We start from the raw sequence: 26,269 nt of genomic DNA, 5'->3' as shown, positions 1-26,269 counted from the left end.
GGCCCGGCGATCCCATACTTCTGTCACTGGCCCGGCCACTATCCAGCAGGGATCCGCGCTTTTCCGCTGATCACCGCCGAGACTGGACACCGGGCCCAACCCTTGGAGGACAACACCCATGAACAAGTCAGAGCTCATCGAGAAGCTGGCCGCCGACACGGAGCTGCCGAAGTCGCAGGTCTCCGCCGTCGTCTCGGCCTTCGAGGACACCATCGTCGCCGAGGTGAAGTCGGGGAACAAGGTCTCCCTGCCCGGCTTCCTCACCTTCGAAAAGGGGCACCGCGCCGCGCGCACGGGCAAGAACCCCCAGACCGGCGAGCCGCTGCAGATCGCCGCGGCCGACGTGCCCAAGGTGAAGGTCGGCAAGAGCTTCAAGGACGCCGTCAACTCCTGACGCCACCTGCGAAGCGAACGCACGATCGCTCCGGCGCCGGCTCCTGCCGGCGCCGGTGGCGCGTCCGGGGACGTGAGCGGACGGCTCAGACGCGGCGGGCGTCCTCGACCAGGTTGATCTCGTACAGGACCTGGTCGAGCAGGTCGGCGGCCTCGATGCCGGCGAAGCGGGCGGGCGTGTCCGGCGTGACCGTGGAGGGCAGCGGGGCCAGGATCGTCCAGGGCGTCGGGTGGCAGAACTGCACCACCGAGTAGCGCTCGCCGTCCCAGTTCCCGGCGACAGGGTCGGCGTCGGCCACGACCCGGTGCCAGCCCGACGGGATGATCCCGTTCGACATCCGCTCGAGCATGATCCCGGTGTTGAGGATCACGTGGCCCTCCGGGGGCGCGGCGTCGACCCAGACGGCGGCGGTGTCCTCGGTGGCCGCCTTGGTCCGGACCTGCAGGCCCTTCTCGGTGGCCCGGGGCAGGACCGTGGTGAGGTTGATGTCGGCGTGGGCGCCGGCCCACTCGTGCGGGGCCTCGGGCGCCGACGACATCGGTGGGTAGCGGATGGCCCGGTTGAGGACGGGGCCGTCCTTCAGCAGGTCCTCGAACAGCGCCTCGTGGGCCCCGAGGCCGAGGGCGATGATGCGCAGGAACCGGCGCTGGGTGTCGAAGACGCGCTCGTGGAACTCGGTGAGCACCGCCGTGATGCCCGGGACGTCGGCCTCGGGCAGCACCGGGTCGTGGAACCGGTGCGGGTACTTGCGCCGCATCGGGTGCCCCTCGGGGACGGTGGGTCCCCAGTTGAGCATCTCCTTCCAGTCCGGCACCTCGGAGGTGGCGGCGGTCTCGACCAGCAGACCGGTGTAGCCGGCCTGGCCGTGGGTGCCGGGCGCGATCCAGGCGTCCTTGCGCGCCTGGTCGAGCTCGAAGAACTGCCGCAGCATCCCGTAGGCGTCGTCGAGCATGGTCTCGGACAGGTCGGTGGCGGTGTAGACGAAGCCGGTCGCCAAGCTGCGCATCACCCCGTCGACCACCGCCCGGCGCTGGGTGGCGTCGCCCCGCTCGAAGGCCAGCAGGTCCACGTCGAGGATCTCGTCGGTCACCGGCCCGACCGTACTTCTGTTACCGGCAGGAACACCTGGACGTGGTGGCGAACACCGCAACATGGAGCTGTCGCCCCCCGCCGGACCCGTCGCGTCCGCGCATGCCCGGCGCTGGCTCCTGCGTGCCGCGGTCGTGATCGGCATCGTCGGCCTGGTGGCTGCGGTCATGACCTCCGGCGTCCTCGACCGCTTCACCGACCAGGACGAGCTGCAGGCGACCATCGACCGTGCCGGCGTGTGGGGCCCGCTGCTGTTCCTCGGGCTGATGGTGGGGCTCGTCCCGCTGAACGTGCCCGGCCTGCTGTTCGTCGTGCCGGCCACCACCCTGTTCGGCACCGCGGGCGGCGTCGTGCTGTCCCTGATCGGCGGCTTCCTGGCCAGCACCATCGGCATCGTGGGGGCCCGGCGGCTGGGTCGGGACGCCTTCCTCGCCCGCCTCCCGCCCCGGCTCCGGCGCCTCGAGGCCCGCCTGTGCGAGCGGGGGTTCTGGGCCGTGGTCGCCCTGCGCAGCGTCACGTTCCTGCTCCAGCCCGTCGACTGGCTGTGCGGGCTCACCCGCATGCCGATGCGAACCGTGCTCGGCGCCACCTTCGTCGGCCTCGTGCCGCCGACGCTCGTCATCGCCCTCACCGGTGGTGGCCTGCTCGACCTCGTCCTCTGACCCGCTCCCCTCGAACTGGCAGTCGTGGTGTCGCGGCTGCGGCGGTAGACCGGGAGTCGTGCGCTCCCAGGACCTCCACGTCGAGACCTACGGCACCCCGTCCGGTCGGCCGCTGCTGGCCATCCACGGCATCACCGGGTTCGGTGCCCGCTTCGAGCGGCTGGCCGGCCTGGTCGACCGTCCCCGGTGGGTCTGCCCGGACCTGCGGGGGCACGGACGCTCACCGACGGTGCCGCCGTGGCGCACCGAGGACCACGTCGCCGACCTGCTGACGACCCTCGACGCCTTCGACGTCGACGAGGTCGACGTGGTCGGCCACTCCTTCGGCGGCCACCTCGCCCTCCACCTCCTCGCCCTCGCGCCCGAGCGGGTCGGGCGGCTGGTGCTGCTGGACCCGGCGACGCTGCTCGACCCGGCCGACGCCGAGGCCGGCGCCCTCGGCTACGCCCGTGACCCGGGCTGGGCCACCGAGGACGAGGCCCGGGCCGAGATCGCCACCTGGTTCCCGAACGAGGGCGCCCAGCCCGACCTCGCGCCCGAGATCGACCGCAACCTCGTGCAGGCCGACGACGGCCGATGGCGCATGGGCTTCTCGCCGGTGGTGGTCGTCGCGGCCTACAGCGAGATGTGCCGCCCGCTGCCGGCGCTGCCGAAGCGCGACGTGCTGCTCGTCGAGGCCGACCCGGCGGAGACGACCGTGAACCCGGCGCTGCGGAGCGCCCTCGAGCAGGCCTTCGGCTCCCGGCTGCGGCGCGAGGTCGTCGCCGGCGCCACCCACGTGCTGTTCCGCACCGAGCTCGAGGGCACGGCTCGCGCCATGCGCCCGTTCCTCACGGTCTGACCGCCACGGAGCCCCGCCCCTCCGGTTCTGGCAGTGCGGGTGTCGCGCCTCAGCGCCCGAACATGCGCAGGAACGTGTCCTTGTCGGCGGGCTGGAACACCATGTTGAACCGGCGGACCTCCTCCATCGGGGCCGACGGCTCCGGGGAGTACAGGTGGCCGGGGAAGAGGGTGGCGTCGTCGGGCACCTTCGCCAGCTTCTGGGTGAGCGACTCGTAGAGCTGGCCGGCGTCGCCGCCGGGCAGGTCGGTGCGCCCGCAGCCCTCGAGGAACAGGGTGTCGCCGGCGACCAGGCGGTTGTCGACGAGGAAGCACTGGCTGCCCGGGGTGTGGCCGGGCGTGTGGATGAGCTCGATGGGGATCTCGCCGACCATCACGGTGTCGCCCGAGACGTGGGTGACCAGGTCGGTGTCGCTGGCGCCGGTGACCCGCTGCACCCAGGGCTTCTCCTCCTCCTGGATGTGGATCGGCACCGGGGCGATGGCGAGCAGGTCGGCGACGCCCTGGATGGAGTGGCCCATCATGTCCCCGCCCACGTGGTCAGGGTGGTAGTGGGTGGCGAGGGCACCCGTGAGGCGCATGCCGTCCTCGGCGAGCACGTCGACCAGGCCCTGCACGTCGTAGGCCGGGTCGATGGCGACGGCCTCGCCGGTCTCCCGGTCGCCGACCAGGTAGACGAAGTTCACCATCTGGCGGGCGATCATGTCCCCCTGGGCGAAGTCGCGCCCGGCGAGCAGCTGGCGGAAGTACAGGCGATCCGTCATGTCCGGAGCCTACGGGCGCCGACGCCCCGTCCTGGCCCGGCGATCTGGGTGCCGGCCGGCGTCGGGAGCGCCAGCGAGCAGCCGGCACGCGGCGCTGCGGAGCAGACCGCCATCAGCACGGTTCAGGAGCCCCAGAAGTTCTGGGTCACCCAGAGCTGGCCGCCGGCGTCGGTGAGGCAGCCGACGGTGACGTGGCTGTAGGCGGTGGACTCGATGTTGGCCCGGTGGCCGGGGGAGTTCATGAACGCCTGGAACAGCGAGCCCTGCTCGTAGCCCCGGCCCACGTTCTCGCCGGCGGTGCGGTAGTCGCGGTGCCGCACGATCTGGTCCCCGTAGTTGGGGTTGTGGCGCAGGGTCTGGCTGCCGGACATCTCGTCGGACCAACCCACGGCGATGTACTGGATGCCGGTGTCGAAGGTCAGCCCGCCCCGGCCGGCGTTGGCCCGCGCCGCGTTGATCTGGTTGTACATGTACTGCTCGCAGCCCGTGTTCCTGGTGCCGTTCCGGGGCCCCGACGGCGGTGGCGGTGGCGCGGTCGTGGGTGGCGGCGGGGGAGGTGGCGCCGTCGTCGGGGGAGGGGGCGGCTGCGTGGTGGGTGCGGCGGTGGTCGGCGGCACCGTCGTCGTGGTGGTGGTCGTCGTCGTCGTGGTGGACGTCGTGGAGCTGGTGGTGGCGGCGGCGACCTCGTCGTCTGAGTCCTCGTCGTCGGGATCCCCGTCGCGGTCGCGCTCCCGCTCCCGGTCCCGCTGCTCGGTGGGGCGGTCGCCGTCGGACGCGACGTCGGCGTCGGAGCCACCGCACGCCCCGAGGAGGAGGGCGAGCGCGATGCCGAGCGCGACGAGGCGTCGGGTCGACCTCCCTCCGATGTGCATGTCTGCGTTGTCGGCACGAACCGGCTCGGACCTGAGGGTCCGCATCAGCCCGGCTCGAAGGTGCGGTACCAGGCCCGCCACGTGGCCTTGAACCCCTCGTCGAAGCGGGCGAAGGCGTCTCGCAGCGACCGGGCCGGCCAGTCGGGCGGCTCGAGCTCGACGGGCAGGGCGGGGTCGGCGAGGAGGTGCCGCACCACCGCAGCGTCGATGTGGAAGGTGGTGGCCAGCACCTCGGCGTCCCGGTCGTCGAGCGCCGGCTGGGCCCGGGCCATCGCGTCGAGCAGCACGCGGGCGGTCGCGGCCCAGCCCTCGGGGTCGAAGGCGGCGACGAGGGCATCGGCGTCGCCGGGCCGGGCCCCCCGCAGGATCAGGCACTGCGCGTCGACGACGGCGCGCTCGGTCGGGGACCGGGCGGGGTCGAGGTTGTCGGGACGGGCCCAGCACCCCTCGCGGACCTCGGCCAGGCGCAGCCGGCGCGCGGCGTCGCGCAGGCGGGCCCGTTCGACGGCGGTCCGGCGACCGTCGGGGACCACGGCCAGCTCCCAGGTGCCGTCCCAGGGCCGGGGTGCGGCGTCGCGAGCGGTCTGCTGGCGGGCGTGGCGGTCGAGCAGGGGGCCGGCCAGGCGGTAGCCGGTGCCATCGGCCTCGAGGTCCCCGGCGGCGGCCATGCGGGACAGCGCGGTGCGGGTGGCGCCCTCGGAGAGCCCGAAGAGCTCGCCGGAGCGGACCAGGGCGAGCGTCGGCAGCCGCGGCGGGTCCACGCCGAGGAGCGTGGACGCGATCACCGAGCGAGCGGTGAGCGGCCGGGTCTCGATGTCACGCTTGTTCGACACGCGCAGAGGAACTGTAAGATAGGGCAATGGCCGTGACCGATCGCGATGCAGGCATCCGGACCAGCATGGTCCCCCCGCCCGAGGTGCTGCCGGACGTCCTGCCCACGGACCGCCTGGGGCCGACCGGGAAGCCGATCCGGGAGATCCGCGACGGCCTCCGCCAGATCGACGACGTGCGCAACGTCGGCTCGGTGCTGCTCACCTGGGGCCACGCCGCCGTCACGATCGCGGTGGCCCTGCACCTCGACCACCCAGTGGCCTGGGTCGCGTCCTTCGTGCTCATGGGCGCGGTGCACGCCCGCATGGCGATCCTCATGCACGAGGCCGCCCACAAGCTGCTCTTCACGAACAAGCGGATGAACGACGCGGTCGGCCGCTGGCTCGCCGCCTACCCCGCCTTCGTGCCGATGGAGCTGTACCGCCGCAGCCACTTCGCCCACCACCGGGAGGAGTTCGGCCCCGAGGAGCCCGACCTCAACCTGTACCAGGGCTACCCGATCACCCGGGCGTCGCTGAAGCGCAAGCTGTGGCGGGACCTGCGGGGCACGTCGGGCTGGAAGAGCCTGAAGGTCCTCCTCCAGGCGGTGCGCAAGGAGCAGGGCTTCGGCATCGCCCGCAAGATCGTGGTCGCCCAGGTCGTGCTCGCCGCCGTGCTCACCACGTGGGGCGTGCTGGCCGTCGGCGCCGTCGGCGCGCTCACCTACCCGGTGCTGTGGCTCGGGTCGTGGCTCACCATCTGGCGGGTCGTCAACCGCCTGCGCTCCATCGCCGAGCACGGCGGGTTGCAGGCATCGCCCGACCGTCGCCAGACCACGCACCACGTGCGCCAGAACCTGCTGGCTCGCTTCTGGATCGCCCCGTTCAACACCGGCTGGCACCTGGCCCACCACGTCGACATGGGCGTCCCGTTCCGCAACCTGCCGAAGCTGCACGAGGAGCTGGTCGCCGCCGGCTGGGTCACCGACGGCTACGTGTACCCCACCTACCGCGCCCTCTGGCGGGACCTGTCCAGCCGCCCCGACCAGTAGCGAGGCCATAGGGTCCGACCCATGCCTGCCGCATCCGATCGAGACACCCTCGTCGCCGCCCTCGTCGAGCAGTTCGACGCCCTGATCGAGCTCGGCCGACAGCTCGGCGACGACCAGTGGGACACCGCCAGCGAGTGCCCCGGCTGGACGGTGAAGGACCTCTACAGCCACGTGATCGGCACCGAGCTGATGCTGCTCGGCCGTCCCGACGAAGCCATCGACGTCGGCGACGCGCCGCACCTGCACAACGAGATCGGCGAGTTCAACGAGGTCGCCATCGCCCACCGGCGGGACCGCTCCGGCGCCGAGGTGCTGGCCGAGCTGGAGGCCGTGGTCGCCGAGCGCGTTGCGGCGCTCGAGGCCATGACCCAGGCCGACTTCGACGCCGAGTCGTTCACGCCCGCCGGCCAGGACACCTACGGACGCTTCATGCAGATCCGGGTGTTCGACTGCTGGATCCACGAGCAGGACGCGCGCGAGGCGCTCGACCTGCCCGGCCACGCCAGCGGGCACGCCGTCGACGTCAGCCTCGACGAGCACACCGGCGCGGTCGGGTTCGTCATCGGCAAGAAGGCGGGCGCCGCCGAGGGTCAGTCGGTGCGGCTCCGGCTCACCGGTGACACCGAGCGGACCATCGACGTCCGGGTGGACGGGCGGGCCACCGTCGTCGACGACCTGGAGGACCCGACCACCACCATCACGATCCCGACCCTGCTGTGGTTCCGCTACGCCGCCGGCCGCCGCCCGGGCGATGCGTCCCACCCCGACGTCACCATCGAGGGCGACCAGGACCTCGGCACGCGGGTCCTGGCCAACGCCGCCTACACCATCTGAGCCGGACCGCACCCCGGATGCGTTCTGGCAGCGACCACGGAACGCGTTCCGCAGTCGCTGCCAGAACTCGCTGCGCTGGCAGACTCCCGCCGTGACGCTGGAGACCCCCGACGAGCGATGGGACGCCGCCCTCGACGCCGTCGGCGCCGTGGCCGGCGACCGGGTCGCGGCCTACGCCGACCTGGTCGAGCGCCACCGTGCCCCGGGCCGCCACCACCACGTCCTGGCCCACACCTCCGGGGTCGTCGACGCCGTGCTCGCCATCCACGGCAACGGTGACGACTGGGCCACCACCGTGCTCGCCGCCTGGTACCACGACGCCGTCTACGACCCGACCGCGCCGGCCGGCGCCAACGAGGGCTCGTCCGCGGTGCTGGCCCGCCGGACGCTCGAATCGATGGGAGCGTCCCTCACCGCCGTCGGCGAGGTCTGCCGGCTGGTCTGCCTCACCGCCGACCACGATCCCCTGCCGGGCGACCGCAACGGGGCCCTGCTCTGCGACGCCGACCTCGCCGTGCTGGCCAGCGACGAGGACGGCTACGTGGCCTACGCGACGGCGGTGCGCCAGGAGTACGCGCACGTCGACGACGACGCCTGGCGCGCCGGACGACGAGCCGTGCTGCGCTCCTTCCTCGACCGGCCCCGCATCTTCCGCACCATCGTCGGTCGGGAGCGCTGGGAGGCCCGGGCCCGCATCAACATCTCCTCCGAGCTCGCGTCCCTCGGCTGATCCCGCCGCGACACCACAACTGCCAGTTCCACGAAGGCGTTCTGGCAGTTGTGGTGTCGTGCGCGGCGGTCAGCGCTTGCGGAGTCCGGCAGCCCGCAGTCGACGGACCAGGACCCGGGCGTCGACCGCCTCGGCCCCGAGCGCGATCGCCTCGTCGCGGATGTGGGCGGGCACGTCGTAGTGGTCGCCCTGGAACGCCCGGCGGGGGATGCCGAGGCGGTCGGCGAACTCGTGCAGCTCGTCGTAGGACTCGTCCGACACCAGGTGGGCCCAGCGCATGCCCCGCCACGGCCAGATCGCCTGGTCGACCAGGATCACGGGAGGAGGAGCACTCAGGCGGGCTCGTCGGGGGAGAAGTCCGGGTCGGCCGGGTGCGGCACGCGCTGGCGCCGGCGGGCGGCCTCCTCGGCCAGCGACACGACCTCCCGCAGCGGCCGGCCGGTGCGCTTGGCGACCTCGGCGGCGTCGTCGTGCTCCACCTTGGTGCGAGCTGGCGTGACCTTGATGCGGACCGGGTGGCCGTCGACGTCGACGGAGTCGAAGTGGCGGGCGGTGGGCCAGCGGTCGACCGGGCGGGACCGGACGCCGAGCGAGCCGGTCTCGGTGGTGAGCACCGCGCTGAGCGCCGGCGCCAGGGCCTGGTCTGCGAGCACGTTGACCACGTGGCCGGGGCGGCCCTTCTTCATGATGATCGGCGTGAGCCAGGCGTCGGCCGCGCCGGCCTCCATGAGCTGGGCGATGGCGTGGGCGAGCTGCTCGCCGGTGGCGTCGTCGACGTTGACGGCGAGCTCGACCATGGGCTGGCCGTCGCCGGTGCCGGTCGGGTCGGCCACGGTGGCGTCACCGAGCACCAGCTGCACGGCGTTGACCCGCTCCGCCAGCTCTCGCGTCCCGGCCCCGTAGCCCGAACCGACGATGGTCATCGCCGGCATCGGGCCCCAACCACCGACCAGGGCCCGCAGCAGCGCCGCACCCGTCGGGGTGGTCAGCTCCACCCCCACGTCGACGTGGGTGACCGGGGCGCCGGCGAGCAGGGCCACGACGGCCGGCGCGGGCACCGGGATCGTGCCGTGGGCCGACCGGGTCGTGCCGACCCCGGTGGCGACGGGGCCTGCCAGCACGAGGTCGACGCCGAGCAGCTCGAGGGCGGCGCAGGTGCCGACGACGTCGACGATGGCGTCGTGACCGCCGACCTCGTGGAGGTGGACGTGGTCGGGGTGCTCGCCGTGGAGGCCGGCCTCGGCCTCGGCCAGCGCCCGGAAGGTGGCCACGGCCCGGGACCGCACGCGCTCGGGCAGCCGGGAGCGCTCGACCAGGGCGATGATGTCGCCGGCGGACCGGGCGTGGGCGTCGTCGGACACCTCGACGACGGCGTGGGTGGCCTGCAGCCCGCCCCGCAGGACCCGCTCGGTGCGCAGGGTCCACCCCGGGACGTCGAGGCCGGCGAGCATCGAGCGGACCTCGCCGAGGTCGGCGCCGGCGTCGATGCAGGCCCCGAGCGCCATGTCGCCGGCGATGCCGGAGAACGCGTGGAACCAGGCGATGCGCTCGCTCATGCCGGACCCTTCACGCCTTGACCGACCGGCGGTCCATGGTGCCGAGGAGCCGAAGCGCGGCGCACGCTGCGCCGTAGCCGTTGTCGATGCCGACCACGGTGACGCCGGCGGCGCAGGAGGACAGCATGGCGAGCAGCGCGGTGACGCCCTCGAACGACGATCCGTAGCCGACCGAGGTGGGCACGGCGACGACCGGTGCGCCGGTGATGCCGCCGACCAAGGAGGCCAGCGCGCCCTCCATGCCGGCGACCACGACCACGACGTCGGCCTCGGCCACGTCGTCGACCGAGCCCAGCAGGCGGTGCACGCCGGCCACCCCCACGTCGTTGAGGCGCTGGGCGGCCACGCCGTGGGCGGCGAGCACGGCCGCGCACTCGTCGGCGACGGACAGGTCGGCGGTGCCGGCGGCGGCGACGACGACCCGGAAGCGGGCGTCGGGTTCGGCGGCCCGCCAGATGACGGTGTCGCCGACCCGATCGCCGTCGGGGTTGGCGGCCAGGGCCGCGCTCGCCTGGGCCTCGTCGACCCGGGTGAGCAGGACGGGACGGGCGGCGCCGGTGGAGTCCGCACCCACGGACAGCAGCTCGGTCACGATCGCGGCGCACTGCTCGGGTGTCTTGCCCGGCCCGTAGACGGCCTCGGCCAGGCCCTGGCGCAGCGCCCGGTGGTGGTCGACCCGGGCGTGCCCGAGGTCGGCGAAGGGGAGGCGGCGCAGGCGGGTGACCGCGGCATCCGGATCGACGCGACCGGCAGCGACGTCGTCGAGAAGCTCCCGCAGGGTGTGGGCGTCCACCGCCCTATCCTGGCCCGTCGTGACCGGATCCGACACGTCTGCGACCCGTCCCGCCGCCGATGGCCGGGGTCGCATCGCGTTCCTCGGACCCGAGGGCACCTTCAGCGAGCAGGCGATGCTCACCCAGCCCGACTACGCCGCGATGGAGCTGGTGCCCTGCGGGACCATCACCGACGTCCTCCACGCGGTGACGTCCGGCGACGTCGAGATCGGGTTCGTCCCGATCGAGAACGCCATCGAGGGTTCGGTCAACATCACCCTCGACGCCCTCATCTTCGACCACGAGCTGCGGATGCAGCGCGAGGTGGTCATCCCCATCGTCATGTGCCTGCTCGCCCCGGCCGGCGTGGGTCTCGGCGACATCGAGCGCATCGTGTCGATCCCCGTGGCCACGGCCCAGTGCCGCGGCTTCCTGCGCGAGCAGCTCCCCCGCGTCGAGCACGTGCCGACCAACTCCACGGCGCTGGCCGCGCAGATCGTGGCCGGGGAGGCCGACGGGCGCTCGGCGGCCATCGGCACGTCGCTCGCCGGCAAGGTCAACGGGCTCGAGGTGCTGGCCGAGGACATCGAGGACCACCGGGGCAACGAGACGCGCTTCGTCGCGGTCACCCGGGGCGGCGTCCCCGCCCCCACCGGCCACGACAAGACCACGATCGTGGTGTTCCAGCGCGCCGACCGTCCCGGCTCGCTCCTGTCGATCCTCCAGGAGTTCGCGGCCCGGGCCATCAACCTGACCCGCCTCGAGAGCCGCCCGACCAAGCGGGGCCTCGGCGACTACTGCTTCATCATCGACCTCGAGGGCCACGTCGGCGACGAGCTGGTGGCCGACGCGCTCCGCGACCTCAAGTCCAAGAACGAAGACGTGCTCTTCCTGGGCAGCTACACCGCCGCCGGCGAGACGGCACCCCGCGTGCGCCGCGAGGCCGAGGTCGCCTGGCGGGAGGCCAACGACTGGGTCCAGGCCCTGCGCGCCGAGATCCCACCCTCCACCTGACGTCGCCACTGGTGCTCGTGCACCACCGGGGTGGCGCACGGGACACGGGCTACGGGTGACCCGAGGCTCTGTCGCCGGGTTCTCGGATCTGGGCACGATCCTTCTTCGAGGCGCCGCAGGGCGCCAGCCGCTGGGAGGGCATGGCGATGGAGCGGGACGCGCTCGCAGATGTGTGGCTCGACGACGACTGGTGGGACGCGCCTGCGGGCGGCGCCGCAGACGCAGCGATGGTCGACGCCCGTCGCGCCATCCGGTCGCTGGAGGCATCCGCGGGCGCGCTGGCCCAGGACCGCACGCAGCAGATCCACCTCGGCAAGGCGGTCGGCGTCGTGCTGGTCCTGGTGACCGTCGTCACGCTGAGCCAGCTCGTGCAGGCCGCGTTCCAGGATCTCGGCCAGGTCCTCTGACGGGGAGCCGAGAAACCGACCCGGATCGGAATGGCGACCGGGCCGGGGATGTTCTTCTTCGTGAGGTGAAGGACATGAAGGATTCCGTAGGTCAGTACTTGCACGAGATCGGCCAGGTGCCGCTCCTCGATGCCGCCCGGGAGCGGGAGCTCGCGCAGCGGATCGAGGCCGGTCGGGCCGCCCGGGAGCGGCTCGACGCCGGCGAGGTGGACGTCGAGCTGAAGCGCGCCGCCCGGCTGGGCGCTCGCGCCAAGGACGAGTTCATCCGGGCCAACCTGCGCCTGGTCGTGAGCCTGGCCAAGCGATACCCCCTGCCGACCGGCATGGAGCTGCTCGACCTGATCCAGGAGGGCAACCTGGGCCTCGAGCACGCCGTCGACAAGTTCGACTGGCGCAAGGGCTTCAAGTTCTCGACCTACGCCACGTTCTGGATCCGCCAGTCCATCGGTCGGGCCCTGGACCAGAAGTCCAGCCTGATCCGCCTGCCCGGCGACCGGTCAGCGCAGCTGCGAGCCGCGGTGCGCGCGGCCGACGCCAACGACGTCGAGCTCGACGCCGACCTGGCCGAGCTGCAGCGGCTCACGTCGCCGACCAGCCTCGACAAGCCCCTCGGCGACGCCGGCGACGGTGACTTCGGCGACCTCATCGCCGGCGACGAGCAGGGTCCGGAGGCTGCAGCCGTGCAGCAGCTCCACCAGCAGCTGGTGCTCACCCTCCTCGACGAGCTCAGCCCGCGCTCCCGGACGGCGGTGCGCCTGCGCCTCGGCCTGGCCGACGGCCGCGAGCGCAGCTTCCGCGAGGTCGGCGAGGAGCTCGGCGTCACGGCCGAGGCCGCTCGCCGGTTGGTGAAGCGGGCCCTGGACGAGCTGCGCGACGCAGCGCGGGAGCTCGAGCTGGCCGCCTGAGCAGGCGTCGGTCAGGGAGAGAGGAGCGGAGGGGGCGGGATTCGAACCCGCGGAACCCGAAGGCTCGACGGTTTTCAAGACCGTTCCATTCGTCCGCTCTGGCACCCCTCCTGGGATCCGGCAGGCTACCGCGACGCCGCCCGCCCGTCGTTCTGGCCTACATCGGTGACCACCAGGTGGCACGGATGTAGGCCAGAACCGAGCTCGTTGGCGGAGTGGGAGGGATTCGAACCCTCGGAGAGCGTGAACCCTCACTTCCTTAGCAGGGAAGCACCTTCGGCCTGACTCGGTCACCACTCCAGACGAACGACGGAGGATAGTCCCCTCGGACGGGGACGGCCGAAGGGGGCGGCCGGGTGTGCCGTTCGCTCCTTGTGACCAGGTTCACGAACGCCGAATGTTGCATTTCCGTTGCAAACGGCAGAGACTTTGCAACATCGAACCAGCTGCTGGTCGCTGAGCGCGCCGCTGCGCACCCGTCCCGGGTCGCCAGCGCGATCGAGCACCGGGGAACCCTCCCCGGACACCGGACCTGCCGCCTTCCCCCCGATGCCCCTCGCCGGCGTCCAGGCGCGCGCCTGCACCGGCGGAAAGGACCCCCATGTCCAAGACCACCATCCGTGCCGCCGCCGGCCTCGCCATCGCGCTGAGCCTCGCCGCCTTCACCTGGCCCGCCGCCGGCGCCGACGACGCCGGCCGGTCCGGCCAGGTCGTGCAGACGGCAGCCGCAGACGCCCCGACCGACGTCGACGGGGTCGCCGTCCGCGACGCCCTCACCGACGTGGGCGATCGGATCGCCGCCGAGGCGGTCGCGGCCCAGGAGGCCCGTGACCTCGAGGTCCTCGCCGCCGCCATCGAGGCCGAGAACCTGCAGCGCCTCGCCGCCGCGATCGAGGCCGAGAACCTGGCCCGGCTGGCCGCTGCGATCGAGGCGAACGAGGCCCGGGAGGCCGAGCAGCGCCGTGCCGCAGCCGCCGCCACCGCCCCGGCCGGCTCCCTGGAGGGCATCATCCACCGCCACTTCGGCTCGGCGGCGCCCGCGGCCATCCGCATCGCGAAGTGCGAGTCCGGCATGAACCCCGGCGCCGTGAGCCCCACCAACGACCACGGCCTGTTCCAGATCAACATCGTGCACCGCGGCCAGTTCGAGGCCGTCACCGGAGCCCCGTGGTCCTCGGTGTACGACCCCGAGCTGAACACGATCTACGCCCGGCACCTCTACGCCCAGCAGGGCTGGGGCCCCTGGACCTGCGCTCGGTGAGCCCGCGGGCTCAGGCCCGGTTCCGCAGCCGGCGCAGCTGGCTGTCCAGGTAGCGACGGGCCCGTCGCTGGCCACCCCGCTCCTCGATGGCGGACTCGAGCCGCTCGAGGCTGGCGAGGATGGTGGCCGGTGACGGGTCCCAGCCGCGCGCGGCGCACTCGTCGAGCCACTCCGCCGGCGTCCGGTTGCCCCGCTGGCGGTTGCAGCGGGCGCACGCCGCCACCTCGTTCTCCAACCACGACGGCCCGCCCTTCACCCGGGGCACGACGTGCTCGGTCGTGGCCCGCACCAGGTCGGTGCCGACGTCGCGCCCGCACCAGACGCAGCAGGCCCCGTCGCGCTCGAGGATCTCGGCGAGGCGGTCGCGACGGTTCAGCGGCGGCGGGGGCACGGCAGGGCGATCGTAGGCTCGGCCGCCATGGCCGACGGTCGCTTCGCCCCCAGCCCCACCGGGTCGTTGCACGTGGGGAACCTGCGCACGGCCCTGCTGTCCTGGCTGTACGCGCGGGTCGACGGCGGGCGCTTCCTGGTGCGGGTCGAGGACCTGGACCCGGTCGCCAGCCGCGAGGAGCTGGTCGGGGAGCACCTCGGCGACATCGCCGCCCTCGGGCTGCACCACGACGGCCCGGTGCTGCGCCAGTCCGACCCGGACACCCGCGCCCGCCACGAGGCCGCCATCGCCCAGCTCGAGGCCGACGGCGCGCTCTACCCCTGCTTCTGCTCCCGCCGGGAGATCCGGGAGGCGTCCCAGGCCGCGCACGGCCCGCTCCCCGAGGGCGCCTACCCGGGCACGTGCCGCCACCTCACCGACGCAGAGCGGGCCGACCGCGCCGCGACCCGGCCCGAGCGCCCCCCGTCGCTGCGGGTCCGGGCCGACGACGCCGTGGTCACCGTCCGCGACCGGCTGCACGGCGAGCACACCGGCGTCGTGGACGACTTCGTCGTCCGCCGCGGCGATGGCGTCCCGGCGTACAACCTGGCCGTGGTGGTCGACGACGCCCACCAGGGCATCGCCGAGGTCGTCCGCGGCGACGACCTGCTCGAGGGCACGCCCCGCCAGGCCTGGCTGTGCGACCGGCTCGGCCTGCCCCGCCCGCGGTGGGTGCACGTCCCGCTGGTGGTCGGCCCCGACGGCGAGCGCCTGGCCAAGCGGCACGGGTCGGTCACCCGCAGCGAGCTGGCGGTGCACGGCATCGAAGCGACCGACCTGCTCGGTCGCATGGGCGCATCGCTCGGCCTGGCGTCGAGGGGCGAGCGCGTCGACGCCGCCACCCTCCTGGCCCGGTTCGATCCCGACGAGGTCCCCCGCGAACCGTGGGTGTTCGACGCGCCGATGTGAACCGGCGAGCTAGAGGGTGCGGACGCCGTCCACGGCGATGATGACGCCGAGCACCGTCGCCGCCGCGCCGAGCATGCGCACGAGCCCGGCCATGAACAGGTGGGGCATCGAGCGGCGCAGGTAGAGGCCGAGGCCGCCGAGGATGACGGCGACGACGATGCCGACGGCGGCCTCGATCCAGCCGTGCTCGGCCCCGACCGAGACGGCGAGCACCACGGCGCCCGGGGTGAGCAGCACCGGGAACGCCACGAAGCCGGCGAGGCGGCGGTCTTCGTCGGGCTCCTCGCACGCCGGCGCCGGGCCGGCGACCAGCCACCGGAGCCCGGCCACGGCGATGACGACGCCGGCGCCCAACCGGTAGGTGCCGAGGTTGATGTCGAGCAGGTCGAGGATCGGATCCGCCGCGGCCGCCAGCGCCACCAGCACGGTCGCGGCGACGACGACGCCGGCGGTCACCGATCGGGGCCGGTCCGTGCGTCGGTCCCGGACGAGGGCGAGCGCGGCGGCGGCCGGGTTCACGGTGGCGACGAAGCCGAGGAGTGCGATGATCACGGTGGGGCGTCCTTGGAGATCGAGGTCAGGGGAGGACGGGCAGCGAGAGCAGCAGGCCGGACGCGGCGTGCTGCTGGTCGTCCATGCGGGTGAGGTCGTCGTAGAACCAGGCGCCGGCCTCTCGTGCGGAGACGTCCTCGCCGGGTTCGACCTGGCGCTCGGCGAGCACGCCGGCGGCGCAGGCCAAGGTCTCCTCGAGCGGGTCCTCGAGGTCGGCGAGGCGCTCGTCGGTGACGGTGAGCGTCCGGAGCGCGCCCAGCCCCTCCAGCCAGGTGCCGACCCCACCGCCCCGGGGCGCGGGGCCGTGGGTGATCGATCCGTAGGTCGACCCGCGCTGGGCGTCGAAGCGGATGATCATGGCGAAGCGCTCGATGAGGCGCCGGGCGTAGTCGATGTGGGCATCGGCCAGGCCCCAGTCGCCCATCTCGCCGAGCGAGTACGCCGCCCACTGGTCCGGCCACGGCTGGGGGAAGATGTCCTCGTCCAGGTCCCGGCTGGTGGCCATGTAGTCGAGGGTCCGCCAGGCCGGCTCGTCGAAGCCGAGCTGGGGGAACGCCTCGTGCAGCAGGGCGAGCGCCCACAGCGCCTCGCCGGTGGCGAACACCGAGGTCTGGTCGGGCACGGGCTCGCCGGTCTCGATGTCGTGGAAGTTGAGCATCGACCCGTCGGCGCGCTGCTGCTCGACGAGGAACGTGCCCAGGTCGCGCATCAGCTGGTCGTGCTGGGTGTCTGATGTGGCCAGCCGGCGCTGGGCGAGCGAGACGACGAGCAGGGAGGACGCGCCGAGCTTGGCCCGGCGCACATCGGTGAAGGCGCGCCCGCCACCGCCGGTGGGCTGCAGGCGCTCGGTCATCCACTGGACGCCCCGGTCCGCGGCGTCCAGGTACTGGACCTCACCGCCCCGGACCAGCTGGTAGAGGCTCATGGTCACGCCGGCGTGGCGGACCAGGTTGTAGTCGTCGCTGGACTCGTCCCGGCCGCGGTGGAAGTCGTAGAGGAACTCGCCGTCGTCGGTCTGGTTGCGGACGATCCAGTCCGCCGCCTGGGTCGCGGCCAACCGCGCCTCGGAGCGGGCGATCGGCGGGCAGACCTCGGGCGCCCACAGCGTCAGCCGCATGATCGCGGCGCCCACGGCCCAGGCCACGAGGGCCCGCGTGGTGCGGCGACGGACGTTCACGGGCGCACCCGGCGCAGGGCGTGGGCGACGGCGACGAACGGGAACACGAGGGGAAGCCTGCTCCACAGGACCCAGCGAGCGGTGCCGCCGGTGTGCACGGTGCCGTCCCGATCGATGACGCGGAGCTCGGCGCCGGGCTCCTCGCGGACGTCGAACCGGGCCAACCAGTCGAGCCGGCGGACCCACGTCGCGTCCGGGACGACGGCGACGCGGTCCCGGGTCGACGGCGTCGCCCAGATCACGAGGGCGACGATGGCGGCGAGGCTGAACACCTCCACCGACGCCGACAGCTCGATGGAGAGGTGGAAGAAGATGGCGACCCAGATCGCGGCCAGGCGGGTGCGCCCGAACCAGATGGCGATCCCGATGAACAGCTCCATGGCGACGGCGATGGGCGACGTGATCGTGTGCACCCAGCGGGCCGTCACCAGGTCCACGACGGCATCGGCGATGGGTTCGGGCACCCGCTCGCGCACCAGGTGCTGGTGGCGCACGGCGCGATCCCAGAGCACGAGCCCGCCCGACCAGTCCGGGTCGATGAGCTTGGAGAACCCCGACGCGAGGTAGACGCTGGCGGCCAGGATCCGCAGCAGCCAAAGCGGCCAGACCGTGCCGAGGTCGTCGCCCGGGTCGCCCGGGGATGTGCCGGTGCGGGCCCGCCGCCGGCGGGCGTCCAGCGACAGCACCCGCCCGCTGTCGGCCAGCGCGACGGCGGCCAGCAGGAACAGCAGGAACGCCCGGTTGTGCCGGAAGTGGTGCTGGGAGAGGAAGAGGTTTCCGGCCACGCAGACGAAGGTGATCGGCGCGACCAGCCGGGTGCGCCAGCCGAGCGACAGCCCCACGGCGGCGACCGCACCCGTCCACACCAGCGCGACCTGCACCGCGCCGGGCACCTCGGGGACGAAGCCCCACCAGCGGACCCAGAAGTGGTCCTCGTAGGTGGTGCCGGCGAGGGTGTCGGCGAGGAACGGCCAGAGGTGGACCACCACGACGGGCCCGAGCGCCAGGCGCAGCACGGCGAGCGAGCGGACCGAGGCCGGGCGGTCGAACACGTCGTCGATCCGGTCCGACAGCGTCGGCTCGTCCCGGACCGGTTCCGTCGTGGTGGCGCTCACCGGGCTTCCTCCCGCAGCTCGCTGCGGTACACGCGGACCTCCGGGCCCCGGGTGTTCCGGTAGGCCTCGGTCGTCGCCTCCAGGTAGAGCGTCTCGTCGTCCTCCGGGGTGTGGTCGGCCACCCAGTCGAGGGCGTCGTCGAGGAAGTCCAGCGAGGTGCCGAGGCCGGAGTAGGCGTGGCGCATGGTGCCGGGCCGCTCGAGGACGCCCCACCGGACCAGCTCGTCCCAGTCGTAGCCGCCGGGCCACGGCTCCTCGATCGGCACCCGGCGACCGTCGGCGGTCACCCGCACGATGTCAGCACGCCACGTCGAGGACTCGTTGAAGGGCTGGAACGCGAAGAACTTGTGCGGGTCGGCGTAGCCCCGGACCAGGAGCACGGCGTGGCCGACGAGCACCACGGCGACGAAGCCCCGCACCAGCCTCGCCCGCCAGCGGGGGCGCACGATCCGCTCGGACCCGGCGGCGCCTGCCCCGGGCGCGTGCTGCTCCACGCCGGACGAGTGTGGCGCGTCGGCGGCGGCCCTCGCGGGCATCGGTAGGGTCCGCCCGTGGCGCCGACCCAGCCGACCGAGACCACCCACGACCTGCCCTGGTGGAAGACCGCCGTGGTGTACCAGGTGTACCCGCGCTCCTTCGCCGATGCGGACGGCGACGGCGTGGGTGACCTGCCCGGCATCCTCTCGAAGGTCGACCACATCGCCGACCTCGGCGTCGACTGCGTCTGGATGTCGCCGTTCTACGAGTCCCCCATGCGTGACAACGGCTACGACGTCAGCGACCACTGCGCCATCGACCCGGTGTTCGGCACGCTCGAGGACTTCGACGCCCTCGTCGAGGCGCTGCACGAGCGCGGCATCCGCCTCATCGTCGACTTCGTCCCGAACCACGTCTCCAGCGACCACCCGTGGTTCGTCGAGGCCGTCTCCGACCCGGACTCCGAGCGGCGCGACTGGTTCATCTGGGCCGATCCCGCGCCCGGCGGTGGCCCCCCGTTCAACTGGACCGCGTCGTTCACCGAGGAGTCCGCCTGGGAGCTCGACGAGGCCTCCGGGCAGTACTACCTGCACCTGTTCCTGCCGGAGCAGCCCGACCTGAACTGGTCCAACCCGGCGGTCGAGGCGGCCCAGCACGACGTGCTGCGCTTCTGGCTCGACCGGGGCGTGGACGGGTTCCGCATCGACGTCATCAACGCCATCGGCAAGGACCCCGAGCCCCGGGACGTCCCCGAGCGCATGGAGGGCATCGCCCACGTCGTGCTCACCCACCACGAGACGGCGATGCCGCTCATCCGCCGGATCCGTGCGCTCGTCGATCCGCCCGAGGTCGAGCGCCTGGTCGTGGGCGAGGTCGTCACCGGCGACCTCGAGCAGCAGGCGTCCTACTGCGGGGACGGCGACGGCGTGAGCTGCACGGTGAACTTCGTGTCCATCGGCACGAAGTGGGACCGCGACCAGTGGCACCTCCTCATCGCCGGCATGGAGGACGCCTACGCCGACCACGACGCCACGTGGCCGTCGTACGTGCTCTCCAACCACGACAACCCACGGCAGCGCACCCGCTACGGCGGCAGCGAGGCCCGGGCTCGCTCGGCTGCGGTGCTGCTCCTCACCGTGCGGGGCACGCCGTCGCTGTACCAGGGGGAGGAGCTCGGACTCGAGGATGCGGTCATCCCCGCCGGCACCGAGGTCGACCCGGGCGGTCGCGACGGCTGCCGCGCCCCGATCCCGTGGACCATCGAGGCGCCGCACGGCTGGGGTGAGGACACGTGGCTGCCCTTCCCACCCGATGCGGGAGCGCGGTCCGTCGAGGCCCAGCGGGCGGACTCGACGTCGGTGCTCGCCCTCTACAAGCAGCTGCTGGCGGCCCGGAAGGCCTCACCGGCGCTGCAGCAGGGCAGCCTCGAGCTGCTCGCCCGCACCGACGACGTGCTCGCCTACCGACGGATCCACGGCGACGACGAGCGCATCGTGGCGGTGAACTTCGGGGACGCCCCGGCCGACGTCACCGACCTCGCCGGCACCGTGGTGGTCGCTTCGAACGGCCTCGGTGCCGGGCGCCCCTTCAGCGGTCGGCTCGGTCCGGACGAGGCCGTGGTGCTGCAGCCGTGACCTGACCAGCGGGTTCGCGCCAGCGCGCGAACTCGTTGCGGTTGGATTGCGAACAGGTGACGGTCGATGGGCTACCGTCGTCGTCGAGGGACGCGGGCAGCGGTGCAACCCCACGTGCACACCCGAGGAGTCCGTTTCCCCATGTCGATCAGCACGCGCGCGCCCCGGCTCGCCCCGCCCGCCCCCACCGACGATTCCCGTCGGCGTCGACGTCCGAAGCGCCTGGCGCTCGCCCTGGCCGCCCCGCTCCTGGTCCTCGGCCTCGCGGCGTGCGACCCGACCCCACCCCAGGAGTCGGTGCGCGCCCACGTCAACGAGAGTCGCCGAGCCGCCGGCGTGCACGCGGTGGGCGACGACCTCGTCGTCCGCCTCAAGGCCCAGGCCTGGGCCGACCGGCTCGCGGCCAACGGTTCGCTCTCCCACTCGACGCTCAGCTCCGGGCTGGACGGCGTGCCCTGGGTGGCCGTCGCCGAGAACGTCGGCCGGGGGTCGAGCATCCGCAGCGTCCACGACGGCTACATGGGCTCGTCCCGCCACCGGGCCAACATCCTCGACCGCCGGTGGGACCGGATGGGCGCCGGCCACGCCGTCGCCGCTGACGGGACCGTCTACACGGTGCAGGTGTTCGTCGACCTCGGCTGAGGCCGCTCCGCTCCCCGGTCTCAGGGCGGCGTCGGTGCTCAGTCGCCGGCCGTGACCGAGATCGGGGCGGCGGGCGGGGTCGCGCCGGCGGCGGTCTCGGCCGAGACGTCGTCCACGTCGGAGCCGGACTCCCGCGGCGTCGAGCGGATGAACCAGGAGAACACGATGGCGGCGATGCCGAGCAGCGCGCCGACGGCGTAGCCGTTGAAGAAGTCCGACGCCTGCCCGGTGCCGCCGTACACCGAGATCATGACGGTGATGCCGAGGGCGGCGCCGACCTGGAACATCATGCGCTGCGCCGCTGCGGCCACGCCGAGGTCGTGCTCCTCGACCGAGTTGGACAGGGTGGCGGTGAGCGTCGGCTGGGCGGTGCCGTTGCCGATGCCCTGCAGCACGAGCGCACCCATGACCAGCACGACCAGCTCCTCGCTGGCGCCGAAGGCGAGGGCGAGCAGGGCACAGGCGATGGCGGTGGCACCGAACACGGCGACGGGACGCTCGCCGATGCGGGTGGCCAGCCAACCCCCCACGGGCGACGTCGCCGAGAACGACGCCGGCCGCAGCAGCATGATGAACGAGCTGGCTGCGACGGAGTAGCCGAACACCGACTGCAGCAGCAGCGGCGCCAGCACGAAGCCGCCCATGTACGCGGCGCCGGAGAACAGCGACCCGAGCATGGAGGCGGTGAAGTTGCGCCGCCGGAACAGCTCGAGCGGCAGCAGCGGGTAGGCCACCCGGCGCTCGACGGCGACGAAGGCCACCAGACCGGCCAGACCGACGGCGGCCGCAGCGGCGACCAGCGGGTCTGCACCGCGGTCCGGCAGCTGGTTGAGGGCGAGCATGATGCCGCCCGCGCCGAGCGCCAGGACCGCGGCTCCGGGCACGTCGAAGCCCACGTCGCGACGTGGCGTGGTCTCGCGCAGCACCAGCCACGCGACCACGACCGGGATGACGGAGAGGACGGCCTGGACCCCGAACAGGGGCCGCCAGCCGATGGCATCGATGAGCGGTCCGCCGATGATGAGCCCGATCGCAGGCGAGCCGGCGGCGACGAGGGACCACCACCCCATGGCCTTGGCTCGCTGCGCCGGCGCGTGCACCGAGTTGATCAGCGCCATCGAGGACGGGATGGTGGCGGCGCCGACCACGACCGCGAGGCCACGCAGGACGATGAGCGAGTACGGGTCCCACGCCAGGGTGGTGAGCGCGGTGACGATCGTGGAGACGACGAAGCCGACGAGGAAGACGCGCCGCTGGCCGTAGAGGTCGCCGAGCTTGCCGAGGATGGGCAGCGCCACCGCCGAGGCCAGCAGCGGCCCGGAGATCACCCAGGCCACGAGCGTCTGGGGGGCCCCGAAGTCCTCGGCGATGGTCGGGATGCTCACGGCGAGCAGGGTCACCGGGAAGGTGGTGGCGAACATGCCGGCCAGCGCGGTGAGCAGCACCCACCGGGGGTACCGGTCGGAGTCGGTCAGCCGCGCCTGGACGCGCTCCCGGTGCTGGGCGGGCGGGGTCACCGGTCCCACCGTAACGACTGTTATCGAGCGATCCGCAGCCCGCAGGCGAGGAGGGACGGGGCCTGCGATCCGATAGAACGGCCGCCATGGCAGAGATCACCCTTGGCGGAAACGCCGTCCACACCAACGGCGAGCTCCCGGAGCAGGGCGCCAAGGCCCCCGCGTTCGAGCTGATCAAGAGCGACCTCATGCCGGTCAGCTCCGACGACCTCGCCGGTCAGCGCGTCGTCCTCAACATCTTCCCGAGCGTCGACACCGCCGTGTGCGCCACGTCGGTGCGCGCCTTCAACGAGCGGGCCGCCGACCTCGACGACACCACCGTCGTGTGCGTCTCCGCCGACCTGCCCTTCGCCGCCGCCCGCTTCTGCGGGGCCGAGGGCATCGAGAACGTGGTCACCGGTTCCACGTTCCGCTCGAGCTTCCTCGACGACTACGGCGTGCGGATGACCGACGGCAAGCTCGCCGGCGTCGCCGCCCGGGCCGTGGTGGTCCTCGACGGCGACGGCACCGTGCTCCATCGCGAGCTCGTGCCCGAGATCGCGCAGGAGCCCGATTACGACGCAGCCATCAAGGTCCTGCAGTAGCTCACGTCTGCGGGGGCTCGTCCTCCGCGATCTCGGCGTCGACGATGCCGGGGTGCGCGTCGCCGACGATCTCGGGGTCCTCGACGCCGGCGCCGGAGCCGCGCAGCCGGTCGATCACGGACTCGTCCTCGTCCTCGTCCGTGGTGGGGTCCTCGAGCTCGTCGTCCTCGACGCGCTCGGGGATGGTGTCGTCGGAGTCTGCGGTCATGGGGGATCGTTTCCCGTTCGCCGCGGTGCCCAGTCCGGGCGCCGCTGCTCGCGCCGCGCTGCCTAGGGTCGCGCCGTGACCGCCGCCCCGACCTCCGACCTGCTCGATGCCGCCCGGGCCGTGCAGCCCGACACCGTCGCGCTGCGCCGCGACCTGCACCGGCACCCCGAGATCGGCAACGACCTTCCCCGCACCCAGGGCGCCGTGCTCGACGCCATCGGGGACCTCGGCTTCGACGTGCGCACCGGCACCTCGGTGACGTCGGTGACCGCCACCCTCGACACCGGCCGGCCCGGGGGCACGATGCTGCTGCGCGGCGACATGGACGCCCTCCCGATGCCGGAGGACACGGGCCTGGACTACGCGTCGGAGGTCGACGGGGCCATGCACGCCTGCGGCCACGATGCTCACACGGCGATGCTCGCCTCGGCTGCCCGCCTGCTCGCCGACCGGTCCGACGACCTCACCGGCAAGGTCGTCTTCATGTTCCAGCCCGGCGAGGAGGGCCACCACGGGGCCCGGCACATGCTGGAGGAGGGCCTGCTCGACGGCATCAACGTCACCCGGGCCTTCGCCATCCACCAGTCGCCCAGCTTCCCGTCGGGGATGGTCGCCACCAAGGCCGGCCCGCTGCTGGCGTCGGCCGACGAGTTCGTGGTCGAGGTGGTCGGTCGCGGCGGCCACGCGGCCATGCCCCACCACGCCAACGACCCGGTGCCGGTGGCCTGCGCCATGGTCGGCGCGTTCCAGACCCTGGTGACCCGCCGGGTCGACGTGTTCGACCCCGCCGTGGTCACGGTCGGCAGCATCCGGGCCGGCTCCACCAACAACGTCATCCCCGAGACGGCCCGCCTCGTCGGCACCATCCGCGCTGTGTCCGAGCGGACGCGCTCCCTGGTGCACGCCGAGCTGGAGCGGATCGCCACCAACATCGCCGCCGCCCACGACATGGAGGTCCGCTTCCGCATCGACGCCGGCTTCCCCGTCACGGTGAACGACGCCGACGCCGCAGCCTGGGTGGGCGACGTCGCCCGGCGCATCGTGGACCCCGACCTCGTCGTGGAGATGCCGAACCCGGTGATGGGCGCCGAGGACTGGAGCTACGTGCTGCAGCAGGTGCCCGGCGCCATGGCGTTCCTCGGCACGTGCCCGCCCGGCCAGAGCTGGCACACCGTGGCCCCGAACCACTCGAACCGCATGGTGATCGATGAGGACGCCATGGCCGTCGGGGTCGCCCTGTACGCCGCCACCGCCCTCGACGAACTGGCCCCCCGCTGAGCGCAGCGCCGCCGACGACCCATCCCGGGCGTTCTGGCAGCGGCCACGGAACACGCGCCGAGGTCTGGTTCCTCCGGCGTCGCGGGTATCGGAAGGCAGATGCTCCCCGTTGCCACGACGACGATCCCACGGACCCTCGTCGACAAGCTGCAGCACGCGCTGCGCACCGGTGCCGCCGCCCTCGACGAGCTTGCTGGTGCCGACCCCCGTGACGAGCGCGACCGGCTCCTGACCCTGCAGGTCGTCCACGATCTCCACGTCGGCGACATCGACCGGGTCGGCGACGCGGTCCGCTGGCAGCACCACCCCGCCGTGGCCGCGCTGAAGACCCGCCTCGAGCACGACGTGCTGGCCGAGCTCGACGCGATGATCGAGGGTGACGCCAGCGACGGCGACGACGATGCGGTCGCCACCATGCGCGCCATCGCCCGTGAAGACCTCGTCCCCCGGGTCTACGAGTGGGTGGCCGACGATGCGACCTGGGACGGGCTCGTCGACTTCCTGGCCCTGGAGGGCGGGCCCGACGCCGGCTTCGACGACCTCGTGGCCGCCTGCCAGATCGGTCTGCGAGGTGAGCCGAAGCTCGAGCTGGCCCGCAACTACTGGGACGAGATGGGCCGGGGCGAGCTGGACGAGATCCACACCGAGCTCCACCACGACCTCTGCGAAGCCATCGACATGCCGCGGGTGCCGCGGGCGGCACTGCCCACCAGCGCACTGCTGCGGTCCTCGCTCGGCGGCATCCTCGCCACCAACCGGGTGCTCCAGCCGGAGATGGTCGGCGCCCTCGGCCTGCTCGAGCTGCAGGCCGGACCGCGCTGCCGCCAGGTCGTGAAGGCCTTCGATCGCCTCGATGCCCCCGCTGGCGCGTACCCGTTCTACGTCGAGCACCGCGACGTCGACCCGCACCACGGCAAGGCCTGGCTCGACAACGCCATCGCCCCGCTCGCCGACGACCCGCGCTGGGCCGCCGGCATCGTGCGCGGCGCTCGGTGGCGATCCGCCGCCAACGCGGTGTTCTTCGCCGACATGGCGCAGCGGTTCGCCGATGCGGCCAGCGCCGAGCCGCTCGTGGCGGCCGTCGCCGGTTAGGCCCGGCGCAGCACGCTCCACAGCCCGGTCCCGGCCCGCGCCCATGTGCCCGTCCACGACCCCGGGAGTGCCTCGACGACCTCGTCGGGCATGAGGTGGATCGGCGTGGACTCGCCGCTCGAGTTCACCCAGACCACGCAGCCCTCCGGGCGAAGGACGCGATCCACCTCGTCTGGGAACAGCAGCATGTTCACCAGCACCACGGCGTCGACGCTGGCGTCGGTGAGCGGAAGGCGGTGCGCGTCGGCCAGCACCCGGTGCCCCGGTCCGTCCGCCGCCAGGCGGAGCATCTCCAGGGAGAGGTCCATCGCGACGACTTCGCCGAAGCGCGCGCCCAGCGTCGCGGTGTAGGCGCCGATCCCGCTCCCGAGCTCCAGCGCGGTGGCGCCGGTGCCGACCTGGCCGCGGTCGAGGGCGTCGGTGACGACCCGGGCCCGCTCCGGCGATGTGCGGGTGTGCCACTCCGGGGCCAGGCCGTCGAACAGCGCTGCCACCTCGTGCCGGGCGCGGGCGTCCCACGGCGGTGGCTGCAGCCCGGCGGCACGGCGGGTCATCACCCGCATCGGGTGGTCGGCGCCGTCGGGCCGTGACGGTCGGTGACCGGGGATCTCGAGGTCGGGGAGGCGGTCGATCGTGCCGGGCACGTCGTGAGGTTATGGCGCTCCGCGAATTCGCTGGCCGAGCCGCCCGGG

General features: G+C 73.1%; 31 protein-coding genes and 2 tRNA genes. 16 read left to right on the top strand and 17 right to left on the bottom strand.

Annotated features, from left to right (window positions below):
• Nucleotides 1–118 precede the first annotated feature (118 nt).
• A complete protein-coding gene (locus tag RGQ06_RS05465; protein ID WP_432427573.1) occupies nucleotides 119–394 on the top strand; it encodes an HU family DNA-binding protein in 276 nt (91 codons plus the stop codon).
• A gap of 85 nt (nucleotides 395–479) precedes the next feature.
• On the opposite strand, the gene RGQ06_RS05460 is transcribed toward RGQ06_RS05465, so the two are convergent.
• Nucleotides 480–1,484 (bottom strand): isopenicillin N synthase family dioxygenase, encoded by a 1,005-nt coding sequence (locus RGQ06_RS05460; protein ID WP_432427574.1) that lies wholly within the window; start codon nucleotides 1,482–1,484, stop codon nucleotides 480–482.
• Nucleotides 1,485–1,545: 61 nt separating this feature from the next.
• Here RGQ06_RS05460 and RGQ06_RS05455 point away from each other — a divergent pair, with 61 nt between their 5' ends.
• Nucleotides 1,546–2,145: a TVP38/TMEM64 family protein gene (locus RGQ06_RS05455; RefSeq protein ID WP_432427575.1), complete on the top strand. Its 600-nt coding sequence runs from the start codon at nucleotides 1,546–1,548 to the stop codon at nucleotides 2,143–2,145.
• A gap of 58 nt (nucleotides 2,146–2,203) precedes the next feature.
• Nucleotides 2,204–2,986 carry an alpha/beta fold hydrolase gene (locus RGQ06_RS05450; RefSeq protein WP_432427576.1) on the top strand — a complete coding sequence of 261 codons (783 nt, stop codon included), beginning with the start codon at nucleotides 2,204–2,206 and terminating at the stop codon, nucleotides 2,984–2,986.
• A gap of 49 nt (nucleotides 2,987–3,035) precedes the next feature.
• On the opposite strand, the gene RGQ06_RS05445 is transcribed toward RGQ06_RS05450, so the two are convergent.
• The 3 genes from RGQ06_RS05445 to RGQ06_RS05435 form a co-directional block, all read right to left on the bottom strand.
• Complete coding sequence (locus RGQ06_RS05445; RefSeq protein ID WP_432427577.1) at nucleotides 3,036–3,749, bottom strand: MBL fold metallo-hydrolase; 714 nt, start codon at nucleotides 3,747–3,749, stop codon at nucleotides 3,036–3,038.
• A gap of 122 nt (nucleotides 3,750–3,871) precedes the next feature.
• Complete coding sequence (locus RGQ06_RS05440; RefSeq protein WP_432427578.1) at nucleotides 3,872–4,621, bottom strand: CAP domain-containing protein; 750 nt, start codon at nucleotides 4,619–4,621, stop codon at nucleotides 3,872–3,874.
• A gap of 44 nt (nucleotides 4,622–4,665) precedes the next feature.
• Entirely contained in the window at nucleotides 4,666–5,454 is a 789-nt protein-coding gene (locus RGQ06_RS05435) for a PaaX family transcriptional regulator C-terminal domain-containing protein (protein WP_432427579.1), read from the bottom strand.
• 26 nt (nucleotides 5,455–5,480) lie between these two features.
• Here RGQ06_RS05435 and RGQ06_RS05430 point away from each other — a divergent pair, with 26 nt between their 5' ends.
• From RGQ06_RS05430 to RGQ06_RS05420, 3 genes are all read left to right on the top strand, one after another.
• Nucleotides 5,481–6,482: a fatty acid desaturase family protein gene (locus tag RGQ06_RS05430; RefSeq protein WP_432427580.1), complete on the top strand. Its 1,002-nt coding sequence runs from the start codon at nucleotides 5,481–5,483 to the stop codon at nucleotides 6,480–6,482.
• A gap of 21 nt (nucleotides 6,483–6,503) precedes the next feature.
• The gene (locus tag RGQ06_RS05425; RefSeq protein ID WP_432427581.1) at nucleotides 6,504–7,316 is read left to right on the top strand and encodes a maleylpyruvate isomerase family mycothiol-dependent enzyme; all 813 of its coding nucleotides are present in this window, start codon (nucleotides 6,504–6,506) and stop codon (nucleotides 7,314–7,316) included.
• A gap of 91 nt (nucleotides 7,317–7,407) precedes the next feature.
• On the top strand, nucleotides 7,408–8,046 hold the full coding sequence (locus RGQ06_RS05420; protein ID WP_432427582.1) for an HD domain-containing protein: 639 nt from the start codon (nucleotides 7,408–7,410) through the stop codon (nucleotides 8,044–8,046).
• A gap of 69 nt (nucleotides 8,047–8,115) precedes the next feature.
• On the opposite strand, the gene RGQ06_RS05415 is transcribed toward RGQ06_RS05420, so the two are convergent.
• The 3 genes from RGQ06_RS05415 to larB are packed head-to-tail and all read right to left on the bottom strand — an operon-like array spanning nucleotide 8,116 to nucleotide 10,395.
• Nucleotides 8,116–8,364, bottom strand: coding sequence for a DUF4031 domain-containing protein (locus RGQ06_RS05415; RefSeq protein ID WP_432427583.1), 249 nt, complete (start codon nucleotides 8,362–8,364; stop codon nucleotides 8,116–8,118).
• A 14-nt stretch (nucleotides 8,365–8,378) separates the two neighbouring features.
• Nucleotides 8,379–9,602 carry a nickel pincer cofactor biosynthesis protein LarC gene (larC, locus tag RGQ06_RS05410; protein WP_432427584.1) on the bottom strand — a complete coding sequence of 408 codons (1,224 nt, stop codon included), beginning with the start codon at nucleotides 9,600–9,602 and terminating at the stop codon, nucleotides 8,379–8,381.
• Nucleotides 9,603–9,612: 10 nt separating this feature from the next.
• Nucleotides 9,613–10,395 carry a nickel pincer cofactor biosynthesis protein LarB gene (gene larB / locus RGQ06_RS05405; RefSeq protein WP_432427585.1) on the bottom strand — a complete coding sequence of 261 codons (783 nt, stop codon included), beginning with the start codon at nucleotides 10,393–10,395 and terminating at the stop codon, nucleotides 9,613–9,615.
• Between the two features lie 19 nt (nucleotides 10,396–10,414).
• On the opposite strand from larB, the gene pheA reads away from it, so the two are divergent.
• The 3 genes from pheA (at nucleotide 10,415) to RGQ06_RS05390 (ending at nucleotide 12,701) form a co-directional block, all read left to right on the top strand.
• Nucleotides 10,415–11,389, top strand: a complete 975-nt coding sequence (gene pheA / locus RGQ06_RS05400) for a prephenate dehydratase (protein ID WP_432427586.1) — start codon at nucleotides 10,415–10,417, stop codon at nucleotides 11,387–11,389.
• Between the two features lie 146 nt (nucleotides 11,390–11,535).
• Entirely contained in the window at nucleotides 11,536–11,796 is a 261-nt protein-coding gene (locus tag RGQ06_RS05395; protein WP_432427587.1) for a hypothetical protein, read from the top strand.
• 74 nt (nucleotides 11,797–11,870) lie between these two features.
• On the top strand, nucleotides 11,871–12,701 hold the full coding sequence (locus RGQ06_RS05390; protein WP_432427588.1) for a sigma-70 family RNA polymerase sigma factor: 831 nt from the start codon (nucleotides 11,871–11,873) through the stop codon (nucleotides 12,699–12,701).
• Between the two features lie 26 nt (nucleotides 12,702–12,727).
• Here the strand turns inward: RGQ06_RS05390 and RGQ06_RS05385 are convergent.
• Both RGQ06_RS05385 and RGQ06_RS05380 read right to left on the bottom strand, forming a co-directional pair.
• Nucleotides 12,728–12,812 (bottom strand) — tRNA-Ser (locus RGQ06_RS05385).
• A 97-nt stretch (nucleotides 12,813–12,909) separates the two neighbouring features.
• Nucleotides 12,910–13,001, bottom strand: a tRNA-Ser gene (locus RGQ06_RS05380).
• Between the two features lie 301 nt (nucleotides 13,002–13,302).
• On the opposite strand from RGQ06_RS05380, the gene RGQ06_RS05375 reads away from it, so the two are divergent.
• Nucleotides 13,303–13,962, top strand: coding sequence for a transglycosylase SLT domain-containing protein (locus RGQ06_RS05375; protein ID WP_432427589.1), 660 nt, complete (start codon nucleotides 13,303–13,305; stop codon nucleotides 13,960–13,962).
• Nucleotides 13,963–13,972: 10 nt separating this feature from the next.
• Here RGQ06_RS05375 and RGQ06_RS05370 read toward each other — a convergent pair whose 3' ends face one another.
• Nucleotides 13,973–14,353 carry an HNH endonuclease gene (locus RGQ06_RS05370; RefSeq protein ID WP_432427590.1) on the bottom strand — a complete coding sequence of 127 codons (381 nt, stop codon included), beginning with the start codon at nucleotides 14,351–14,353 and terminating at the stop codon, nucleotides 13,973–13,975.
• 27 nt (nucleotides 14,354–14,380) lie between these two features.
• Here RGQ06_RS05370 and gluQRS point away from each other — a divergent pair, with 27 nt between their 5' ends.
• On the top strand, nucleotides 14,381–15,301 hold the full coding sequence (gene gluQRS, locus RGQ06_RS05365) for a tRNA glutamyl-Q(34) synthetase GluQRS (protein ID WP_432427591.1): 921 nt from the start codon (nucleotides 14,381–14,383) through the stop codon (nucleotides 15,299–15,301).
• Nucleotides 15,302–15,310: 9 nt separating this feature from the next.
• On the opposite strand, the gene RGQ06_RS05360 is transcribed toward gluQRS, so the two are convergent.
• From RGQ06_RS05360 to RGQ06_RS05345, 4 genes are read right to left on the bottom strand one after another with little or no spacing between them, the layout of a single operon-like run.
• Nucleotides 15,311–15,853: a MarC family protein gene (locus RGQ06_RS05360; RefSeq protein ID WP_432427592.1), complete on the bottom strand. Its 543-nt coding sequence runs from the start codon at nucleotides 15,851–15,853 to the stop codon at nucleotides 15,311–15,313.
• A gap of 25 nt (nucleotides 15,854–15,878) precedes the next feature.
• A complete protein-coding gene (locus tag RGQ06_RS05355; protein ID WP_432427593.1) occupies nucleotides 15,879–17,030 on the bottom strand; it encodes a hypothetical protein in 1,152 nt (383 codons plus the stop codon).
• Entirely contained in the window at nucleotides 17,027–18,145 is a 1,119-nt protein-coding gene (locus tag RGQ06_RS05350; RefSeq protein ID WP_432427594.1) for an HTTM domain-containing protein, read from the bottom strand. Before RGQ06_RS05350 ends, RGQ06_RS05355 begins: the two co-directional genes overlap by 4 nt.
• Nucleotides 18,142–18,639: a hypothetical protein gene (locus RGQ06_RS05345; RefSeq protein WP_432427595.1), complete on the bottom strand. Its 498-nt coding sequence runs from the start codon at nucleotides 18,637–18,639 to the stop codon at nucleotides 18,142–18,144. Before RGQ06_RS05345 ends, RGQ06_RS05350 begins: the two co-directional genes overlap by 4 nt.
• Nucleotides 18,640–18,696: 57 nt before the next feature.
• Between RGQ06_RS05345 and RGQ06_RS05340 the strand changes: the two genes are divergently transcribed.
• Both RGQ06_RS05340 and RGQ06_RS05335 read left to right on the top strand, forming a co-directional pair.
• On the top strand, nucleotides 18,697–20,256 hold the full coding sequence (locus RGQ06_RS05340; protein WP_432427596.1) for an alpha-amylase family glycosyl hydrolase: 1,560 nt from the start codon (nucleotides 18,697–18,699) through the stop codon (nucleotides 20,254–20,256).
• Between the two features lie 141 nt (nucleotides 20,257–20,397).
• Nucleotides 20,398–20,898: a CAP domain-containing protein gene (locus RGQ06_RS05335; protein WP_432427597.1), complete on the top strand. Its 501-nt coding sequence runs from the start codon at nucleotides 20,398–20,400 to the stop codon at nucleotides 20,896–20,898.
• A gap of 38 nt (nucleotides 20,899–20,936) precedes the next feature.
• On the opposite strand, the gene RGQ06_RS05330 is transcribed toward RGQ06_RS05335, so the two are convergent.
• Nucleotides 20,937–22,415: an MFS transporter gene (locus RGQ06_RS05330; protein ID WP_432427598.1), complete on the bottom strand. Its 1,479-nt coding sequence runs from the start codon at nucleotides 22,413–22,415 to the stop codon at nucleotides 20,937–20,939.
• Between the two features lie 86 nt (nucleotides 22,416–22,501).
• Between RGQ06_RS05330 and tpx the strand changes: the two genes are divergently transcribed.
• Complete coding sequence (gene tpx / locus RGQ06_RS05325; protein WP_432427599.1) at nucleotides 22,502–22,999, top strand: thiol peroxidase; 498 nt, start codon at nucleotides 22,502–22,504, stop codon at nucleotides 22,997–22,999.
• Between the two features lies 1 nt (nucleotide 23,000).
• On the opposite strand, the gene RGQ06_RS05320 is transcribed toward tpx, so the two are convergent.
• On the bottom strand, nucleotides 23,001–23,207 hold the full coding sequence (locus RGQ06_RS05320) for a hypothetical protein (RefSeq protein WP_432427600.1): 207 nt from the start codon (nucleotides 23,205–23,207) through the stop codon (nucleotides 23,001–23,003).
• 75 nt (nucleotides 23,208–23,282) lie between these two features.
• Between RGQ06_RS05320 and RGQ06_RS05315 the strand changes: the two genes are divergently transcribed.
• Together RGQ06_RS05315 and RGQ06_RS05310 are read left to right on the top strand one after the other, a co-directional pair.
• Entirely contained in the window at nucleotides 23,283–24,485 is a 1,203-nt protein-coding gene (locus RGQ06_RS05315) for a M20 metallopeptidase family protein (RefSeq protein ID WP_432427601.1), read from the top strand.
• 99 nt (nucleotides 24,486–24,584) lie between these two features.
• Complete coding sequence (locus RGQ06_RS05310; protein WP_432427602.1) at nucleotides 24,585–25,577, top strand: iron-containing redox enzyme family protein; 993 nt, start codon at nucleotides 24,585–24,587, stop codon at nucleotides 25,575–25,577.
• Here RGQ06_RS05310 and RGQ06_RS05305 read toward each other — a convergent pair.
• Nucleotides 25,574–26,221 (bottom strand): class I SAM-dependent methyltransferase, encoded by a 648-nt coding sequence (locus RGQ06_RS05305; protein ID WP_432427603.1) that lies wholly within the window; start codon nucleotides 26,219–26,221, stop codon nucleotides 25,574–25,576. The two genes, RGQ06_RS05310 and RGQ06_RS05305, sit on opposite strands and share 4 nt — an antisense overlap.
• Between the last annotated feature and the right edge of the window lie 48 nt (nucleotides 26,222–26,269).

Source organism: Salinilacustrithrix flava (assembly GCF_041228405.1).
GTDB classification, from domain to species: Bacteria; Actinomycetota; Acidimicrobiia; order Acidimicrobiales; family Salinilacustritrichaceae; genus Salinilacustrithrix; species Salinilacustrithrix flava.
This window is presented reverse-complemented; position numbering and strand designations above follow the sequence as displayed.

Bases quoted from the DNA above. Each gene is read 5' to 3' on its own strand.
- RGQ06_RS05465 (WP_432427573.1), top strand. From the start codon at position 119: ATGAACAAGTCAGAGCTCATCGAGAAGCTGGCCGCCGACACGGAGCTG.
- RGQ06_RS05455 (WP_432427575.1), top strand. From the start codon at position 1,546: ATGGAGCTGTCGCCCCCCGCCGGACCCGTCGCGTCCGCGCATGCCCGG.
- RGQ06_RS05445 (WP_432427577.1), bottom strand. From the start codon at position 3,749: ATGACGGATCGCCTGTACTTCCGCCAGCTGCTCGCCGGGCGCGACTTC.
- RGQ06_RS05440 (WP_432427578.1), bottom strand. From the start codon at position 4,621: ATGCACATCGGAGGGAGGTCGACCCGACGCCTCGTCGCGCTCGGCATC.
- RGQ06_RS05430 (WP_432427580.1), top strand. From the start codon at position 5,481: ATGGCCGTGACCGATCGCGATGCAGGCATCCGGACCAGCATGGTCCCC.
- RGQ06_RS05425 (WP_432427581.1), top strand. From the start codon at position 6,504: ATGCCTGCCGCATCCGATCGAGACACCCTCGTCGCCGCCCTCGTCGAG.
- larC (WP_432427584.1), bottom strand. From the start codon at position 9,602: ATGAGCGAGCGCATCGCCTGGTTCCACGCGTTCTCCGGCATCGCCGGC.
- RGQ06_RS05395 (WP_432427587.1), top strand. From the start codon at position 11,536: ATGGAGCGGGACGCGCTCGCAGATGTGTGGCTCGACGACGACTGGTGG.
- RGQ06_RS05390 (WP_432427588.1), top strand. From the start codon at position 11,871: ATGAAGGATTCCGTAGGTCAGTACTTGCACGAGATCGGCCAGGTGCCG.
- RGQ06_RS05375 (WP_432427589.1), top strand. From the start codon at position 13,303: ATGTCCAAGACCACCATCCGTGCCGCCGCCGGCCTCGCCATCGCGCTG.
- gluQRS (WP_432427591.1), top strand. From the start codon at position 14,381: ATGGCCGACGGTCGCTTCGCCCCCAGCCCCACCGGGTCGTTGCACGTG.
- RGQ06_RS05335 (WP_432427597.1), top strand. From the start codon at position 20,398: ATGTCGATCAGCACGCGCGCGCCCCGGCTCGCCCCGCCCGCCCCCACC.
- tpx (WP_432427599.1), top strand. From the start codon at position 22,502: ATGGCAGAGATCACCCTTGGCGGAAACGCCGTCCACACCAACGGCGAG.
- RGQ06_RS05320 (WP_432427600.1), bottom strand. From the start codon at position 23,207: ATGACCGCAGACTCCGACGACACCATCCCCGAGCGCGTCGAGGACGAC.
- RGQ06_RS05310 (WP_432427602.1), top strand. From the start codon at position 24,585: ATGCTCCCCGTTGCCACGACGACGATCCCACGGACCCTCGTCGACAAG.